Source organism: Pseudomonas trutticola BRTCR10 (assembly GCF_056155105.1).
In genome coordinates this window covers 4,116,604-4,133,885 of record NZ_CM149552.1, presented here as the reverse complement: position 1 = coordinate 4,133,885, position 17,282 = coordinate 4,116,604, and the positions used below count along the sequence as shown (strand labels likewise).

General features: G+C 59.8%; 14 protein-coding genes. All 14 read right to left on the bottom strand.

The window, feature by feature from the left end; genetic code table 11:
* Positions 1-148: 148 nt before the first annotated feature.
* The gene (gene nuoN / locus ACVVH8_RS18740; RefSeq protein WP_007920173.1) at positions 149-1,612 is read right to left on the bottom strand and encodes an NADH-quinone oxidoreductase subunit NuoN; all 1,464 of its coding nucleotides are present in this window, start codon (positions 1,610-1,612) and stop codon (positions 149-151) included.
* A gap of 7 nt (positions 1,613-1,619) precedes the next feature.
* Positions 1,620-3,152 carry an NADH-quinone oxidoreductase subunit M gene (gene nuoM / locus ACVVH8_RS18735; protein ID WP_212809471.1) on the bottom strand — a complete coding sequence of 511 codons (1,533 nt, stop codon included), beginning with the start codon at positions 3,150-3,152 and terminating at the stop codon, positions 1,620-1,622.
* A gap of 39 nt (positions 3,153-3,191) precedes the next feature.
* Positions 3,192-5,045 (bottom strand): NADH-quinone oxidoreductase subunit L, encoded by a 1,854-nt coding sequence (gene nuoL, locus ACVVH8_RS18730; protein WP_475225522.1) that lies wholly within the window; start codon positions 5,043-5,045, stop codon positions 3,192-3,194.
* The gene (nuoK, locus tag ACVVH8_RS18725) at positions 5,042-5,350 is read right to left on the bottom strand and encodes an NADH-quinone oxidoreductase subunit NuoK (RefSeq protein WP_003180046.1); all 309 of its coding nucleotides are present in this window, start codon (positions 5,348-5,350) and stop codon (positions 5,042-5,044) included. Before nuoK ends, nuoL begins: the two co-directional genes overlap by 4 nt.
* Positions 5,351-5,353: 3 nt before the next feature.
* Complete coding sequence (gene nuoJ / locus ACVVH8_RS18720; protein WP_025108991.1) at positions 5,354-5,854, bottom strand: NADH-quinone oxidoreductase subunit J; 501 nt, start codon at positions 5,852-5,854, stop codon at positions 5,354-5,356.
* Between the two features lie 9 nt (positions 5,855-5,863).
* Positions 5,864-6,412 carry an NADH-quinone oxidoreductase subunit NuoI gene (gene nuoI, locus ACVVH8_RS18715; RefSeq protein ID WP_016987418.1) on the bottom strand — a complete coding sequence of 183 codons (549 nt, stop codon included), beginning with the start codon at positions 6,410-6,412 and terminating at the stop codon, positions 5,864-5,866.
* Positions 6,413-6,423: 11 nt separating this feature from the next.
* Complete coding sequence (gene nuoH, locus ACVVH8_RS18710; protein ID WP_007964859.1) at positions 6,424-7,431, bottom strand: NADH-quinone oxidoreductase subunit NuoH; 1,008 nt, start codon at positions 7,429-7,431, stop codon at positions 6,424-6,426.
* Complete coding sequence (gene nuoG / locus ACVVH8_RS18705) at positions 7,428-10,142, bottom strand: NADH-quinone oxidoreductase subunit NuoG (RefSeq protein ID WP_103306795.1); 2,715 nt, start codon at positions 10,140-10,142, stop codon at positions 7,428-7,430. Before nuoG ends, nuoH begins: the two co-directional genes overlap by 4 nt.
* A 135-nt stretch (positions 10,143-10,277) precedes the next feature.
* The gene (gene nuoF, locus ACVVH8_RS18700; protein WP_475225519.1) at positions 10,278-11,633 is read right to left on the bottom strand and encodes an NADH-quinone oxidoreductase subunit NuoF; all 1,356 of its coding nucleotides are present in this window, start codon (positions 11,631-11,633) and stop codon (positions 10,278-10,280) included.
* Positions 11,630-12,127, bottom strand: coding sequence for an NADH-quinone oxidoreductase subunit NuoE (nuoE, locus tag ACVVH8_RS18695; RefSeq protein WP_007920186.1), 498 nt, complete (start codon positions 12,125-12,127; stop codon positions 11,630-11,632). Before nuoE ends, nuoF begins: the two co-directional genes overlap by 4 nt.
* A 2-nt stretch (positions 12,128-12,129) precedes the next feature.
* On the bottom strand, positions 12,130-13,914 hold the full coding sequence (nuoC, locus tag ACVVH8_RS18690; protein WP_475225516.1) for an NADH-quinone oxidoreductase subunit C/D: 1,785 nt from the start codon (positions 13,912-13,914) through the stop codon (positions 12,130-12,132).
* A 73-nt stretch (positions 13,915-13,987) separates the two neighbouring features.
* On the bottom strand, positions 13,988-14,662 hold the full coding sequence (locus ACVVH8_RS18685) for a NuoB/complex I 20 kDa subunit family protein (RefSeq protein WP_103306792.1): 675 nt from the start codon (positions 14,660-14,662) through the stop codon (positions 13,988-13,990).
* A 10-nt stretch (positions 14,663-14,672) separates the two neighbouring features.
* Entirely contained in the window at positions 14,673-15,086 is a 414-nt protein-coding gene (locus ACVVH8_RS18680) for an NADH-quinone oxidoreductase subunit A (RefSeq protein ID WP_003223812.1), read from the bottom strand.
* 642 nt (positions 15,087-15,728) lie between these two features.
* Positions 15,729-17,054 carry an isocitrate lyase gene (gene aceA / locus ACVVH8_RS18675; protein WP_186622975.1) on the bottom strand — a complete coding sequence of 442 codons (1,326 nt, stop codon included), beginning with the start codon at positions 17,052-17,054 and terminating at the stop codon, positions 15,729-15,731.
* Positions 17,055-17,282: the final 228 nt, after the last annotated feature.

Here is a 17,282-nt window from a genome sequence, read left to right as displayed (position 1 = left end):
AGGCCCCGCTTCTCAGATGAACAGCGGGGGCCGCTTCGCGTCCCGCTGGGAGCAAGCTCCCTCGCCATAGGTTATTTGTTGCTAGAAGAATTGCGTAAACAAAAACGGCACCCGAAGGTGCCGTTTTCATTTCTAGCCAGCCAAGCAATCAGCCCGCCAGACCCGCCTGCTGAACCAGAGTCAGCAATGGCTGCGGGTACACACCCAGGAAGAACGCGACCAGGGCGATCGCCAGCAGCATCACGCCGCCTGCCTTCTGTTCCCAGTGCAGTTGCGCATCGTGGCGGCGCAGGTTTGGTTCGATCAGGTACAGGGTGACCATCACGCGCAGGTAGTAGAAGACGCCGATGGCGCTGCCCAGAACCAGCGAACCGACCAGCCACCATTGGTGCGACTCGACACCGGTAGCGATGATATAGAACTTGCCGATGAAGCCTGCGGTTAGCGGGATACCGGCCAGGGACAGCATCATCACGGTCAGTACGGCGGTCAGGTACGGACGGCGCCAGAACAGGCCGCGATACTCGTACAGGGCATCTGCGTCACGGCCGTTGTACGGCGAGGACATCAGAGTGATCACGCCGAACGCGCCAAGGCTGGTGATCACGTAGGTGACCAGGTAGACGCCGATGGCTTCCACCGCCAGACCCTTGCTCGCCACCAGTGCGATCAGCAGGTAGCCGAAGTGCGCGATGGACGAGTAACCGAGCAGACGCTTGAGGTTGCTCTGGGTCAGGGCCAGCAGGTTACCGAACAGGATCGAGGCGATGGCGATGACAGTCAGCACGTCGCTCAGTACACCGCTGCTGGCAGCAGGGGAGATCTGGAACAGACGCACCATCACCGCAAACACGGCAACCTTCGAAGCGGTCGCGAGGAACGCGGCGACCGGCGCCGGAGCACCTTCGTAGACGTCCGGCGTCCACAGGTGGAACGGTACCAGCGACAGCTTGAACGCCAGACCGATCAGCATCATGCCCAGGCCCAGTTGCGCCAGCGAGCTAGGCAGGCCAGTTGCAGCCAGTGCCTGACCGATACCGACGAAGCTCAGCGAACCCGAATCGGCGTACAGCAGCGCCATACCGAACAACAGGAACGCCGAACCGGCAGCCGACAACACCATGTACTTGATGCCGGCTTCCAGCGAACGCTTGTTGAAGAAGGCGTAAGCCACCAGACCGTAAACCGGCACCGACAGCAGTTCCAGACCGATGAACAAACCGGCCAGGTGCTGCGCGCTGACCAGAACCAGACCACCGGCGGCGGCCATCAGGATCAGCAGGTAGAGTTCTTCACGGTTGCCCGGGTAACCCGAACCGCCATCGCCGAGGTAGGCGTGGGCGAGGGTGACGCAAGCGAGGGTGGCGACCAGGATCAGCGCCATGTACAGGCAGGCGAAGGTGTCGATCTGCAGCAATGGGGTCACGGCCAGAGGCGCGACTTTCAGGGCTGGCAGGATCGACAGCAAAGCCAGGTTCAGACCGGCGACCGAGATCAGGAAGGTCTGCGAGTGGTTGCGGCGCCAGGCGATTGCCAGCATCACCACGATAATGGTGAGGCTGGTGATCAACAGTGGCGCAAGCGCAATAAAGTGTTGAATCGTGAATTCCATAGCGCTCTTACCGGGCCGAAGCGAGTTGAGTGAAGGCGGTGCCGAGCCACTGCTGCACGCCATGCATCGTGGCGGCAGAAGTATCGAGGAACGGTTGCGGGTAAACGCCGAGGTAAATCAGCAGCACCGCAAGGCCCAGCACCATGATCAGTTCGCGACCGTCCATGCCGTGCAGGATCGAATCCGATTTGGCCGGACCGAAGTAAGCACGGTGGATCATGATCAGCGAGTAGACCGAACCGAACACCAGACCGGAGGTGGCAATCGCAGTGATCCATGGAGCGCTGGCGAAAGTACCGATCAGGATCAGGAACTCGCCGACAAAGTTACCGGTACCCGGCAGACCCAAGGACGCGGCTGCAAAGAACAGGCTGATCGCCGGCAGGTAAGCGATACGCGACCACAGACCGCCCATCTCACGCATGTCACGAGTGTGCAAGCGCTCGTACAACTGACCGCTGAGGATAAACAGTGCCGCCGCCGACAGACCGTGCGCGAGCATCTGGATGACTGCACCTTGCAGTGCCAGTTGGCTGCCGGAGTAGATGCCGATCAGTACGAAGCCCATGTGGGAAACGGACGAGAAGGCGATCAGACGCTTGATGTCGGTTTGCGCGAACGCGAGGAACGCACCGTAGAAGATCCCGATCAGACCGAGGGTCATGGCGATCGGCGCGAACTCGGCCGAGGCATTCGGGAACAGCGGCAGGGCGAAACGCAGCAGGCCGTAAGCAGCGGTTTTCAGCAGGATACCGGCGAGGTCGACGGAACCAGCAGTCGGCGCCTGGGCGTGAGCGTCAGGCAACCAGGAGTGGAACGGTACGACGGGCAGCTTGACCGCGAAGGCGATGAAGAAGCCGAGCATCAGAATGTACTCGGTGGTCATCGACATCTTGGTTTTCAACAGGTCGGCGTAGTTGAAGGTAATCACGCCGGTGTTGTTGAAGTTGACCAGCACCAGACCGAGGATCGCCACCAGCATGATCAGGCCGGAAGCCTGAGTGAAGATGAAGAACTTGGTCGCTGCGTAGATCCGGGTTTTCTTGCCGTCCGAAGAACTGTGACCCCAGAGCGCGATGAGGAAGTACATCGGCACCAGCATCATTTCCCAGAAGAAGAAGAACATGAACAGGTCGAGGGCGAGGAACACGCCGACAACGCCGCCCAGGATCCACATCAGGTTCAGGTGGAAGAAGCCAACGTGACGTTGGATCTCTTTCCACGAGCACAGTACCGAGAGGATACCCAGCAGGCCGGTCAGCAGGATCATCAACAGCGACAGGCCGTCGAGGGCCAGGTGCACGTTGATGCCGAAGCGCTGGATCCAGACGTGCTTGAACTCAAGCGCCCAGGTCGGATCGGCGCCAGGCGCCGGAGCAAATGAATAGTCACCGTGGGCCCACAGCCAGAGGCCGAGGGCGAGTTCCAGGGTCATGGTCAACAGCGCAATCCAGCGGGGGAGGGTAGCGCCGAAGCGCTCACCCATCCAGCACAGCAGGCCGCCGATGAAGGGGATCAGGATTAGCCAAGGCAGAATCATGACGGGCTCGTTTCCTTTCGCAAATTCGCAAGGTTCATATCAGACCGCTACCAGCACGATGGCGCCGATTACCAGCACGGCACCAGCAGCCATCGAGGCGGCATACCAACGCAGTTGACCGGTCTCGGTACGGCTCAGGGCGGTGTGACCCCCCTTGGCCATACGCGGGATCAGACCGATGGTCTGGTCGAGCGGGTCTTTGCGCAGTACATGGCTGATCGCAAGGTACGGCTTGACGAACAGTTTGTCGTAGATCCAGTCGAAGCCCCAGGCAGCGAACCACCAGGCCGAAAGGAAACGGCCGATGCCGCTGTTGGCGATTGCCGTCACGAAGCGACGCTTGCCAAGGAACAGCAGGGCCGCCAGCAGGATACCGGCCAGGGCGATGGCGCCCGAAGCGATTTCCAGACTGTGCTTGGCTTCGCCACCGGCATGCCCAACGCTTTCCGGCAGGACGCCGTGCAGCGGTGGAACGATCATCGCGCCGATGAAGGTCGACAGCACGATCAGCACCGACAGTGGCAGCCAGTGAGCGATGCCGTGACCGGCGTGGGCTTCGGTCTTGGCTTCACCGTGGAACGTGATGAAGATCAGGCGGAAGGTGTACAGCGAAGTCATGAACGCGCCGACCAGACCTGCGTAGAGCAGACCGTGGTTGCCGCTGGCAAACGCTTCCCAAAGGATTTCGTCCTTGGAGTAGAAGCCTGCGGTAACCAGTGGCAGGGCAGCCAGGGCCGCGCCGCCGACGATGAAGCTGGCGTAGGCCAGTGGCAGTTTTTTCCACAGACCGCCCATCTTGAAGATGTTCTGCTCGTGGTGGCAGGCAACGATCACCGCACCGGAAGCAAGGAACAGCAGGGCCTTGAAGAAGGCGTGGGTCATCAGGTGGAAAATCGCGCCATCCCATGCACCAACGCCCAGCGCCAGGAACATGTAGCCGATCTGGCTCATGGTCGAGTAGGCGAGGATACGTTTGATGTCGGTTTGTACCAGTGCGGCGAAACCGGCCAGAACCAGAGTCACGCCGCCGACGATGCCGACCAGGTGCAGGATGTCCGGCGCCAGGGTGAACAGACCGTGGGTACGGGCGATGAGGTAGACACCGGCGGTCACCATGGTGGCGGCGTGGATCAGTGCCGAAACCGGGGTAGGGCCGGCCATCGCGTCCGCGAGCCAGGTTTGTAGCGGCAGTTGTGCCGATTTACCGACTGCGCCACCCAGCAGCATCAGAGTCGCCAGGGTGATCCAGAAGTCACCGACCTGGAATTTCTGTGGTGCCAGCACCAGCAGTTCCTGGATGTTCAGCGTGCCCACTTGCTGGAACAGGATGAACAGGCCGATGGCCATGAACACGTCGCCGATCCGGGTCACGATGAAGGCCTTGAGTGCGGCGTTACCGTTGTTGCGGTTGCTGTAGTAGAAACCGATCAACAGGTACGAGCACAGGCCCACGCCTTCCCAGCCGAAGTACAGGAACAACAGGTTATCGCCCAGGACGAGGAACAGCATGCTGGCGATAAACAGGTTGGTGTACGAGAAGAAGCGCGAGTAACCCGCTTCACCGCGCATGTACCAGGAGGCGAACAGGTGGATCAGGAAACCGACGCCCACCACCACGCCGAGCATGGTGATCGACAGGCCGTCGACGTAGAGGGCGAAGTCAGGCTTGAAGCCTTCGACCGCCATCCACTGCCAGAGCACCAGGGTGTAGTGACCGCCTTCGGGTGGCGCGACGTTGAATTGCCAGATGACGTAAGCGGCGACAATCGCCGACAAGCCAATGGAACCCACGCCGATCAGCGCCGAGAGGTTTTCCGACCAGCGTCCACGGGAGAACGACAGCAGCAGGAAACCGATCAGAGGGAATACGAAAGTCAGAAAGATCAGGTTCATCCGCGCATCTCACTGGCAGCGTCGATATCGAGCGTGTGGAAGCGGCGATACAGTTGCAGCAGGATCGCCAGACCAATACTGGCCTCGGCAGCTGCAAGGCTGATCACCAGGATGAACATGATCTGTCCATCCGGCTGCGCCCAGCGGGCGCCCGCGACGATGAAGGCCAGTGCAGAGGCGTTCATCATCACTTCCAGACTCATCAACACGAACAAAATGTTGCGGCGGACCATCAGGCCGACCAGACCAAGGCAGAACAGGATGCCGGCAACGGCCAATCCATGTTCGAGAGGGATAGCAGGCATGTCTTACTCCTTCGCCTCGTTACGGCCCAAATGGAACGCCGTGACGGCTGCGGCAAGCAGCAGCATCGAGGCGAGTTCGACCACCAGCAGGTACGGGCCGAACAGGCTGATGCCCACGGCTTTCGCGTCTACGGTGGTGTGGCCGATGGCCTGACCGCTCTGGTGAGCGAACAGCACATACAGCAATTCGGCCAGCAGCAGCGCGGCGAGAATCACCGGCCCGGCCCAGATGCCAGGCTTGAGCCAGCTGCGTTCTTGCTGAACCGAGGCGGGCCCCAGGTTCAGCATCATCACCACGAACACGAACAGCACCATGATGGCGCCGGCGTAGGCGATCACTTCCAGCACGCCGGCGAACGGTGCGCCGAGTGCGAAGAAGGTCATGGCCACGGCGATCAACGAGATGATCAGGTAGAGCAGGGCGTGCACAGGGTTGGTGTTGGTGACCACGCGAAGCGTGGACACAACAGCGATACCCGATGCGAAATAGAAAGCGAATTCCATCGTTCTTCCTTAAGGCAGCAAGCTCTTCACGTTGATCGGTTCGGCTTCGTTCTGCGCGGCGCCTTTCGGCTTGCCAGCGATTGCCATACCTGCAACACGATAGAAGTTGTAATCAGGGTTTTTGCCGGGGCCGGAGATCAGCAGATCTTCTTTCTCGTACACCAGGTCCTGACGTTTGAACTCGGCCATCTCGAAATCCGGAGTCAACTGGATTGCGGTGGTCGGACAGGCTTCCTCGCAGAGACCGCAGAAAATGCAGCGCGAGAAGTTGATACGGAAGAAGTCCGGGTACCAGCGACCGTCTTCGGTTTCAGCTTTCTGCAGCGAGATGCAACCCACCGGGCAGGCCACGGCGCACAGGTTGCAGGCTACGCAACGCTCTTCGCCATCGGGGTCGCGGGTCAGGACGATACGGCCACGGTAGCGTGGTGGCAGGTAGACCGCTTCTTCCGGGTATTGCAGGGTGTCGCGCTTGCGGAAGCCATGGCCGAAGACCATGACCAGGCTGCGCAACTGGGTACCAGTACCCTTAACGATGTCGCCAATATATTTGAACATGGGTCAAATCCTCACTGAACCGCAACCGCAGGTGTGTTCCACAACACAACCGCAGCGGTTATCAGCAAATTGATCAGGGTCAGTGGCAGGCAGAATTTCCAGCTGAAATCCATCACCTGGTCATAACGCGGACGCGGGATGGAAGCGCGCAGCAGGATGAACAGCATGATGAAGAACGCGGTCTTCAGTGCGAACCAGACGAAGGACAGTTGCGGCAGGATGCCGAACGGACCGTGCCAGCCACCGAAGAACAGGGTGACCAACAGCGCCGAGATCAGGATGATGCCGATGTATTCACCGACGAAGAACATGCCCCATTTCATACCGGCGTATTCAATGTGGTAACCGTCGGCCAGTTCCTGTTCCGCTTCCGGCTGGTCGAACGGGTGACGGTGAGTCACGGCGACGCCAGCGATGAAGAAGGTACAGAAGCCGAAGAACTGCGGAATGATGAACCACAGGTTCTGCGCCTGGTACTCGACGATGTCGCGCATGTTGAACGAGCCGACCTGCACCACGATGCCCATCAGGGCCAGGCCCATGAACACTTCGTAGGACACGGTCTGCGCCGAGGCACGCAAGCTGCCGAGCAGGGCGAACTTGTTGTTACTCGACCAGCCGGCGAACAACACCGCGTAGACCGACAGACCGGCCATGGCGAAGAAGAACAGCAGGCCGATGTTCAGATCCGCCACACCCCAGGTCGGGGTGATCGGGATGATCGCAAACGCGATCAGCAGGGCGGACATGGCCACCACCGGTGCCAAAGTGAAGATCACTTTATCGGCGAACGGCGGGGTCCAGTCTTCCTTGAAGAACATCTTCAGCATGTCGGCGGCGATCTGGAACATACCAAACGGGCCAACGCGGTTCGGACCGTAACGGTCCTGCCACCAGCCCAGCAGGCGACGTTCGACAAAGCTGAGCAACGCGCCTGCGACCACAACGGCCAGCAGAATCACGATGGCTTTGATGACCGTCAGGATCACATCGATCACTTCAGGGGTGAACCAGGTCATTGTGCTGCCTCCTGCAGACCGTCGACGGATACGCCGGCGAATGCCGGTGGAATGCCGGCGATGCCCGCAGGCAATGCCACCAGACCTGCGCCCAGTTCTTCATTGATGCGCAGCGGCAGACGCAGGGTCTGGCCGGCGACGTTCAGGCTCAGCAGGGCACCGTCGTTGACGCCCAGACGATCCGCTTCGGATTTGGCCAGAGCAACATACGGAGCCGGAATGCGCTCTTGCACCGGCGCGGCTTTCGACGAGTTCTCGTCGCTGCCGAACAGGTGATAGAACGGCACGGCTTGCCAGGTGCCCGGCGCCGGGTTGAACGCACGCGGAGCGGCAGCGAACCAGTTCAGCGAATCGCCAGTGCTTTCGATCAGGCGGGTGCCCGGGTCGCCAGCGCGCAGGTGACCACCGACTTCGTCCTGGAACTTGTTCCACGCTTGTGGCGAGTTCCAGCCCGGCGACCAGGCGAATGGCACTTGCTGACGTGGCTCAGCCGAACCCGAGTAACCTTCCATGGAGAAGGCGAACGCGGTGTCTTTGTCTTGCGGGGTGCGTGGTTCGTGAACGCTGATGTCGGCGCGCATCGCGGTGCGACCGGAATAACGCAGCGGCTCACGCGCCAGTTTCAGACCCTTGATGCGGAACGCGGCGGACGGTGCAGCGTCGACGATACGCGCCAGTTGCTCGGTGCTCGAAGCCACGGCAGCGGTGACGTGGTCGAGTTGCGTCCAGTCGATCGGCTGGTTCAGCAGAGTGGCGCGCAGGGCGTGCAGCCAACGCCAGCCTTCGTGAACAAGAATGCTTGCGTCCAGGTATTGCGGATCGAAAACCTGGAAGAAGCGCTGGGCGCGACCTTCCTGGCTGACCAGCGTACCGTCGCCTTCAGCGAAGCTGGCGGCTGGCAGAACCAGATGTGCGCGGTCGCTGGTGGCGGTCTTCTGATGGTCGGCAACGATCACTACTTTCGCAGCGTTCAATGCCGCATCGACCTTGGCTTTCGAGGTGCGGGTGTACAGATCGTTTTCCAGCACGACGATAGCGTCGGCCTTGCCGTCGATGACTGCTTGCAGCGCAGCATCCACCGATTCGCCACCGAGCATGGCCAAGCCGAGGCTGTTGGCTTCCGGCACGATCAGGCTGATCGAACCGTTCTTCTCGCGCAGCTTCAGGGCTTTGGCGATGTTCGCAGCGGCTTCGATCAGCGCTTTGGAGCCCAGCGAAGTACCGGCGATGATCAGCGGACGTTTGGCCGCGAGCAGGGCATCAGCAATGCGCTTGGCCAGTTCCAGTGCTTCGGCGTCCAGACCTTCAACGGCCGGCGCGCTGGCATCCAGAGCGTGAGCCACGGCGAAACCGATGCGCGCCAGATCGTCTGGAGCGGCGTGTACGCATTCTTCGGCAACGTCGTCGAGCTTGGTTTCCGCCAGGCTGGCGATGAACAGCGGGTTCAGCGCGTGCTGACCGATGTTCTTCACTGCAGCGTCGAGCCAAGGCTGAACGCGCATGGCTTCAGCCATGTCTTCAGCTTTGCCTTTGACCGATTGACGCAGGGCCAGGGCCATACGGGCGGCGGTCTGGGTCAGGTCTTCACCGAGGACGAAAATGGCGTCGTGGTCTTCGATGTCGCGCATGTTCGGCACTGGCAGCGGGCTGTCTTTGAGCACTTGCAGGACCAGACGGATGCGCTCCAGCTCGGAGGCTTCGATACCGGAGTAGAAGTGCTCGGCGCCGACCAGTTCGCGCAACGCGTAGTTGCTTTCGAGGCTGGCACGCGGCGAACCGATACCGACGATATTGCGACCGCGGAGCAGATCAGCGGCTTTATCCAGTGCGGCGTCGAGGCCCAGCTTGGTGCCGTCGGCCAGCAGCGGCTGACGTGGACGGTCGGTGCGGTTGACGTAGCCATAACCGAAACGGCCACGGTCGCACAGGAAATACTGGTTCACCGAACCGTTGAAACGGTTCTCGATGCGACGCAGTTCGCCGTAACGCTCGCCCGGGGAGATGTTGCAACCGCTGGAGCAGCCATGGCAGATGCTCGGCGAGAACTGCATGTCCCACTTACGGTTGTAGCGCTCGGAGTGAGTCTTGTCGGTGAACACACCGGTCGGGCAGACCTCGGTGAGGTTGCCGGAGAACTCGCTTTCGAGGGTGCCGTCTTCAACGCGACCGAAGTACACGTTGTCGTGGGCGCCGAACACACCGAGGTCGGTGCCGCCGGCGTAATCCTTGTAGAAACGCACGCAGCGATAGCAAGCGATGCAGCGGTTCATTTCGTGGGAAATGAACGGGCCCAGTTGCTGGTTCTGGTGGGTGCGTTTGGTGAAGCGATAACGGCGCTCGTTGTGGCCGGTCATCACGGTCATGTCTTGCAGGTGGCAGTGACCGCCTTCTTCGCACACAGGGCAGTCGTGCGGGTGGTTGGTCATCAGCCATTCGACAACACTGGCGCGGAACGCCTTGGATTCTTCATCGTCGATGGAGATCCAGGTGTTATCGGTGGCCGGGGTCATGCAGGACATGACGATGCGACCACGGGTGTCGTTCTCGTCGGTGTACTGCTTGACCGCGCACTGGCGGCAAGCCCCGACGCTACCAAGCGCGGGGTGCCAGCAAAAATAAGGGATGTCGAGGCCCAGCGACAGACATGCCTGTAACAGGTTGTCTGCCCCGTCGACTTCGAGCGCTTTGCCGTCTACGTGGATAGTGGCCATGGTTCAAAGGTCTTCGTTGGCCCGGTGTCAGCGGGCGTGGCTAATGGAATCTTGTTATCCGTCCGAATCCAGTCAGCCCCGAAAGGCGTCATCGGACGAAAGGCGAAGGGCACGGACCCTTCGCCTTTTAAGCGTTTACGCGCCGATTACGATCGGCCTTGCCAGAGGCGGGACGGCGGCGCTTGCAGGCGCGATACCGGCTTCGAACTCTGGACGGAAGTATTTGATGGCACTGCCCAACGGCTCCACGGCACCCGGTGCGTGAGCACAGAAGGTCTTGCCCGGGCCGAGGAAGTTGACCAGACCCAGCAGGGTCTCGATGTCGCCTGGCTGACCGCGGCCTTCTTCGATGGCCATCAAGAGCTTGACGCTCCATGGCAAACCATCACGGCACGGGGTGCAGAAGCCGCAGGACTCGCGAGCAAAGAACTGCTCCATGTTGCGCAGCAGGGAAACCATGTTGACACTGTCATCCACCGCCATGGCCAGGCCGGTACCCATACGGGTGCCCACTTTGGCGATGCCGCCGGCGTACATTTGTGCGTCGAGGTGTTCTGGCAAGAGGAAACCGGTACCGGCGCCACCTGGCTGCCAGGCCTTGAGCTTGAAGCCGTCGCGCATGCCGCCGGCGTAGTCTTCGAACAGCTCGCGACCGGTGACGCCGAATGGCAGTTCCCACAGGCCCGGGTTTTTCACTTTGCCGGAGAAGCCCATGAGCTTGGTGCCCATGTCTTCGCTGCCTTCGCGGGCCAACGATTTGTACCAGTCAACGCCGTCGGCAATGATCGCCGGAACGTTGCACAGGGTTTCCACGTTGTTCACGCAAGTCGGCTTGCCCCACACGCCGACGGCGGCAGGGAAGGGCGGCTTGGAGCGCGGGTTGGCGCGGCGGCCTTCGAGGGAGTTGATCAGTGCGGTTTCTTCACCGCAGATGTAACGCCCGGCGCCGGTGTGGACGAACAGTTCGAAATCAAAACCGCTGCCCAGGATGTTTTTGCCCAGCAGGCCCGCTGCCTTGGCTTCTTCCACGGCACGGTTGAGGTGCTTGGCGGCGGTGGTGTATTCGCCACGCAGGAAGATGTAGCCACGGTAGGTTTTCAGTGCGCGGGCACTGATCAGCATGCCTTCGATCAGCAGATGGGGCAGTTGCTCCATCAGCATGCGGTCTTTCCAGGTGTTCGGCTCCATCTCGTCCGCGTTGCACAGCAGGTAGCGGATGTTGATGGATTCGTCTTTGGGCATCAGGCCCCACTTCACACCCGTGGGGAAGCCTGCACCACCGCGACCTTTCAAACCTGCGTCTTTCACGGTCTGGACGATGGCGTCCTGATCCATGTCGGCGAAGGCTTTGCGTGCTGCGGCGTAACCGTTCTTGGCCTGGTATTCGTCGAGCCACACGGCGTCGCCGTCGTCACGCAGACGCCAGGTCAGCGGGTGAGTCTCGGCCGAACGCTGAATGCGGTTGGCAGGACCGAAAGATGTCAGGGTCATACGTAGCCCTCGAGCAGTTTGGCGACGCCAGCAGGCTGCACATCACCAAAGGTGTCGTCGTCGATCATCAGCGCCGGAGCCTTGTCGCAGTTGCCGAGGCAGCAGACAGGCAGCAGGGTGAAACGACCGTCGGTGGTGGTCTGACCCAGGCCGATGCCCAGATTGTTCTGGATTTCGCTGACCACCGACTCGTGGCCGCCGATGTAGCAGACCATGCTGTCGCAGACGCGAATGATGTGACGGCCAACCGGTTGACGGAAGATCTGGCTATAGAACGTCGCCACACCTTCAACGTCGCTGGCCGGGATGCCGAGGATCTCGCCGATCGCGTACAAGGCGCCATCCGGCACCCAGCCGCGTTCTTTCTGAACGATCTTCAGGGCTTCGATCGACGCCGCGCGCGGGTCTTCGTAGTGATGCAGCTCGTGCTCGATGGCCGAGCGCTCGGTTTCACTCAGGGTGAAACGGTCTGTCTGGATAAGCGTGCTGTTCATGCTTAGCGGTCCACGTCGGCCATAACGAAGTCGATACTACCCAGGTACGCAATCAAGTCCGCGACCATGCTGCCTTTGATCACCGAAGGGATCTGTTGCAGATGCGGGAAGCTCGGAGTACGGATCCGGGTACGGTAGCTCATGGTGCCGCCGTCGCTCGTCAGGTAATAACTGTTGATGCCCTTGGTCGCTTCGATCATCTGGAAGGATTCGTTGGCCGGCATGACCGGGCCCCACGAAACTTGCAGGAAGTGCGTGATCAAGGTTTCGATGTGCTGCAGCGTGCGCTCTTTCGGCGGCGGCGTGGTCAGCGGGTGATCCGCCTTGTACGGGCCTTCCGGCATGTTGCGCATGCACTGGTCGATGATCTTGATGCTCTGACGCATCTCTTCGACGCGGACCATGCAGCGGTCGTAGGCATCGCCGTGGGCGGCCAGCGGCACTTCGAACTCGAAGTTCTCGTAGCCAGAGTACGGACGCGCTTTACGCAGGTCGAAGTCGCAACCGGTCGAACGCAGGCCAGCACCGGTGACACCCCATTCCAGGGCTTCCTTGGTGTTGTACTGGGCGACGCCGATGGTACGGCCCTTGAGGATGCTGTTCTGCAGGGCAGCCTTGGTGTATTCGTCGAGGCGTTTTGGCAGCCATTCAACGAAGTCTTTCACCAGTTTGTCCCAGCCGCGCGGCAGGTCGTGGGCGACGCCACCGATGCGGTACCAGGCCGGGTGCAGACGGAAACCGGTAATGGCTTCGATCACCGTGTACGCCTTCTGGCGGTCGGTGAAGGTGAAGAACACCGGGGTCATGGCGCCGACGTCCTGGATGTAAGTACCCAGGAACAGCAGGTGGCTGGTGATCCGGAAGAACTCGGCCATCATGATGCGGATGACGTCGACTTTCTCCGGCACCTTGATGCCGGCCAGCTTCTCGACCGAGAGCACGTATGGCAGGTTGTTCATCACGCCGCCGAGGTAGTCGATACGGTCGGTGTACGGGATGAAGCTGTGCCAGGACTGACGTTCGGCCATTTTCTCGGCACCACGGTGGTGGTAACCGATGTCCGGCACGCAGTCGACGATCTCTTCGCCGTCCAGTTGCAGGATGATGCGGAACGCACCGTGAGCCGAAGGGTGGTTCGGACCCAGGTTGAGGAACATGTAGTCCTCGTTGGCCCCGGAGCGCTTCATGCCCCAGTCTTCAGGACGGAAGCGCGCGGCTTCTTCCTCAAGCTGTTGCTTGGCGAGGTTGAGGCTGTACGGATCGAATTCGGTGGCGCGCGCCGGGAAGTCCTTGCGCAGCGGGTGACCTTCCCAGGTCGGCGGCATCATGATGCGCGACAGGTGCGGGTGGCCTTTGAAGTCGATGCCGAACATGTCCCAGACTTCACGCTCGTACCAGTTGGCGTTCGGCCAGATACCGGTCACGGTCGGCAAGCTCAGGTCGCTCTCGGACAAGGCGACCTTGATCATCACGTCACTGTTACGCTCAAGCGACATGAGGTGATAGAACACGGTGAACTCGGCGTCCGACGGCAGCCCTTGACGCTTGGTACGCAGACGCTCGTCCACGCCGTGCAGGTCATAGAGCATGACGTACGGCTTGGGCATGTTGCGCAGGAAAGTCAGGACTTCAACGAGCCTGGCGCGAGCGACCCACAGTACCGGCATACCGGTGCGGGTCGACTGAGCGGTGAACGCTTCGGCGCCAAAACGGTTGTTCAATTCAACGACCACATCCTGGTCGTCTGCCTTATAAGGCGGGATGTACAGAGCGCTGCCTGTAGTCATGGTTATTTTTTCGCTTTCGGTCAACGTAAAGAATGAAGCCAGCTTCTCGTTTCTTTGTAAGAACAGATCTGGATCAGACTTCGTCAGGGCTGCGCAGGTTTGTGACTGCGATTCGCTGTTCGCGGCGCTGTTCTTTCTGCGAAGGCATGTCGGCGCGATAAACGCCTTGATCACCAACGACCCAGGACAGTGGGCGACGCTCCTGGCCAATCGATTCCTGCAACAGCATCAAGCCTTGCAGAAATGCTTCTGGACGGGGCGGGCAGCCAGGTACGTAGACGTCCACGGGCAAGAACTTGTCCACCCCTTGAACCACAGAGTAGATGTCGTACATGCCACCGGAGTTGGCGCACGAACCCATGGAGATAACCCATTTCGGTTCGAGCATTTGCTCGTAGAGACGCTGAATGATCGGCGCCATCTTGATGAAGCAGGTACCGGCGATAACCATGAAGTCGGCCTGACGCGGTGATGCCCGGATAACTTCGGCGCCAAAGCGCGCGATGTCGTGGGGCGCCGTGAAGGCGGTGGTCATTTCCACGTAGCAGCACGACAAGCCGAAGTTGTACGGCCACAGGGAGTTCTTACGTCCCCAGTTGACCGCACCGTTCAGCACGTCTTCCAGCTTGCCCATGAAAATGTTTTTGTGAACTTGATCTTCTAACGGATCGGAAACGGTTTCCCGTTCGCCAATCGGATACTGCTCGTTAGGAGCATCGGGGTCGATTCTGGTGAGATTGTATTGCATTGCCAAAGCCTCATTGTTTCAGCTTCGCCTGCCGCTTGCGACGAGCTTCCGGAGCCCAGTCAAGGGCGCCCACTCGGAACAGGTAGACAAGACCTGCCAACAGAATTGCTATGAAAACGAGAGCTTCGACGAATCCGGTCCAGCCGCTTTCGCGGACGGACACAGACCATGCAAAGAGAAAGAGGGCTTCGATATCGAAGATCACGAACAGCATCGCGACCAGATAGAATTTGGCTGAGAGCCGTAAGCGGGCGCCACCGGTAGGTAGCATGCCGGACTCGAACGGTTCGTTTTTGCTGCGGCCCCAGGCTTTTGACCCGAGGAGGCTGGAGACGCCGAGCATGAAGGCACACAGGCCGACTACACCCAGAAGGAAAATGGCAAAGCCCCAGTTGTGGGCCATGAGTCCTGTCGCTTCGGGCATGCTGGTAATCCTTAACAGAGAGCAAAGGTCTCTGAGCTTGATAAAGAAATAAGGCAGTGACGATATGTCGCAGCAATCAATCGCGCTGATTTTATGGCTAAACACCCTGCAAGTAAAATTCCTATAGCGAAATTATTTATTGGAATAAGGACATAGCACACCTCCGATGCCCTGCAGCCCATGCGTTGCGGGCATTAGCCGGTTTTGCGTGAATTATGTTTTGTGGGAAATGTAACGAACATAGTTGCGGCTAAATGATAATTAATATCGTTTGAGGTGGTTTTGTAACTGTTTAGCGGTGCAGTAACCAGGAAGTTGTCTTATATGCCTGTTACTGCAAGTAGCGGTGGCGCCCGTTTTAACCGATTTTTCTGATGTCGATACCGCTCTGGGTCAATGTTTTTGTCCGGGCTAACCCGATCCCTGTAGGAGTGAGCCTGCTCGCGATAGCGGTGTGTCAGCTTGCGCATGCGGTGACTGACCCATCGCTATCGCGAGCAGGCTCACTCCTACAGAGATTTGTGGTGTTCATTAAAACCTAGTCAAAAAAAACGCCCCGAACCAGTCGGGGCGTCAGTTTTGCAGCTCTGCGGTTAGCTTTCTATACGATCCGCAGAGGCCGTTTGCTCAGGCGAAGCAGAATCAGTGGAACTGTTCTTCTTCAGTCGAACCGGTCAGTGCGGTTACCGAGGACGAGCCACCCTGAATCACGGTGGTCATGTCGTCGAAGTAGCCGGTGCCCACTTCCTGCTGGTGAGCCACGAAGGTGTAACCCTTGGCAGCGTCAGCAAATTCCTGCTCTTGCAGCTTCACGTAGGCAGTCATGTCGTTGCGGGCGTAGTCGTGCGCCAGGTTGAACATGCTGTGCCACATGTTGTGAATGCCGGCCAGGGTGATGAACTGGTGCTTGTAGCCCATGGCGGACAGTTCGCGCTGGAACTTGGCGATGGTCGCGTCGTCCAGGTTTTTCTTCCAGTTGAAGGAAGGCGAGCAGTTGTACGACAGCAGTTGGTCCGGGTATTCCTTTTTGATCGCTTCAGCGAAGCGACGTGCCTCGTCCAGATCCGGCTTGGCGGTTTCGCACCAGATCAGGTCGGCGTACGGCGCGTAAGCCAGGCCACGAGCGATCGCTTGATCCAGACCGGCACGAACCTTGTAGAAACCTTCCTGAGTGCGCTCGCCAGTCACGAACGGCTGGTCGTACGGGTCGCAATCGGAAGTCAGCAGGTCAGCCGCGTTGGCGTCGGTGCGGGCCAGGATGATGGTCGGCGTACCGGCAACGTCTGCAGCCAAGCGAGCAGCGGTCAGTTTCTGCACGGCTTCCTGAGTAGGCACCAGTACTTTACCGCCCATGTGACCGCACTTCTTCACGGAAGCCAGCTGGTCTTCGAAGTGAACGCCGGCGGCGCCTGCTTCGATCATGCTCTTCATCAGCTCATAGGCGTTCAGAACGCCGCCGAAACCGGCTTCAGCGTCAGCCACGATTGGCGCGAAGTAGTCGATGTAGCCTTCGTCGCCCGGGTTCTTGCCGGCTTTCCACTGGATCTGATCAGCACGACGGAACGAGTTGTTGATGCGCTTGACCACGGTTGGCACCGAGTCCACCGGGTACAGCGATTGGTCCGGGTACATGGATTCTGCGGAGTTGTTGTCCGCAGCCACTTGCCAGCCCGACAGGTAGATCGCCTGGATACCGGCTTTAACCTGTTGCACAGCCTGGCCGCCGGTCAGGGCGCCCATGCAGTTGACGAAATCTTTCTCAGGACGGAAGGACGGCTTGGCACCCTGGGTGACCAGGTTCCACAGCTTCTCGGCGCCCATTTTTGCGAAGGTGTGCTCAGGTTGAACCGAGCCACGCAGACGGACGACGTCAGCAGCGGAGTAAGTGCGTGTCACGCCTTTCCAGCGCGGGTTTTCAGCCCAGTCTTTTTCGAGGGCTGCAATTTGCTGTTCGCGTGTCAGTGCCATGGAGATAAACCTCGTCGCGTCTTTATGAAAAGTTGTTCTGCGGTGGAAAATTCCTGCGCTCGCTGACCAGAAGCTTAGGTGGTCAAGTCGGATTCGGCGGGGTAGGCGACGGGATGAACGATGGGCTCGAGGGGAAGTGAGCAGGTAAGGGCGAAACTGGCGGGCGCATTCGGGCGTCGTGGGCCTTTATACGAACTACAGTGTGATGCCGGGTTACCTAAATTACGC

Excerpts from the sequence above, each read along its gene's own strand:
- nuoL (WP_475225522.1), bottom strand. The coding sequence starts at position 5,045 with ATGAACCTGATCTTTCTGACTTTCGTATTCCCTCTGATCGGTTTCCTG.
- nuoN (WP_007920173.1), bottom strand. The coding sequence starts at position 1,612 with ATGGAATTCACGATTCAACACTTTATTGCGCTTGCGCCACTGTTGATC.
- nuoJ (WP_025108991.1), bottom strand. The coding sequence starts at position 5,854 with ATGGAATTCGCTTTCTATTTCGCATCGGGTATCGCTGTTGTGTCCACG.
- nuoK (WP_003180046.1), bottom strand. The coding sequence starts at position 5,350 with ATGCCTGCTATCCCTCTCGAACATGGATTGGCCGTTGCCGGCATCCTG.
- nuoE (WP_007920186.1), bottom strand. The coding sequence starts at position 12,127 with ATGAACAGCACGCTTATCCAGACAGACCGTTTCACCCTGAGTGAAACC.
- nuoC (WP_475225516.1), bottom strand. The coding sequence starts at position 13,914 with ATGACTACAGGCAGCGCTCTGTACATCCCGCCTTATAAGGCAGACGAC.
- ACVVH8_RS18680 (WP_003223812.1), bottom strand. The coding sequence starts at position 15,086 with ATGCCCGAAGCGACAGGACTCATGGCCCACAACTGGGGCTTTGCCATT.
- nuoG (WP_103306795.1), bottom strand. The coding sequence starts at position 10,142 with ATGGCCACTATCCACGTAGACGGCAAAGCGCTCGAAGTCGACGGGGCA.
- nuoM (WP_212809471.1), bottom strand. The coding sequence starts at position 3,152 with ATGATTCTGCCTTGGCTAATCCTGATCCCCTTCATCGGCGGCCTGCTG.
- ACVVH8_RS18685 (WP_103306792.1), bottom strand. The coding sequence starts at position 14,662 with ATGCAATACAATCTCACCAGAATCGACCCCGATGCTCCTAACGAGCAG.
- nuoI (WP_016987418.1), bottom strand. The coding sequence starts at position 6,412 with ATGTTCAAATATATTGGCGACATCGTTAAGGGTACTGGTACCCAGTTG.
- aceA (WP_186622975.1), bottom strand. The coding sequence starts at position 17,054 with ATGGCACTGACACGCGAACAGCAAATTGCAGCCCTCGAAAAAGACTGG.
- nuoH (WP_007964859.1), bottom strand. The coding sequence starts at position 7,431 with ATGACCTGGTTCACCCCTGAAGTGATCGATGTGATCCTGACGGTCATC.
- nuoF (WP_475225519.1), bottom strand. The coding sequence starts at position 11,633 with ATGACCCTGACATCTTTCGGTCCTGCCAACCGCATTCAGCGTTCGGCC.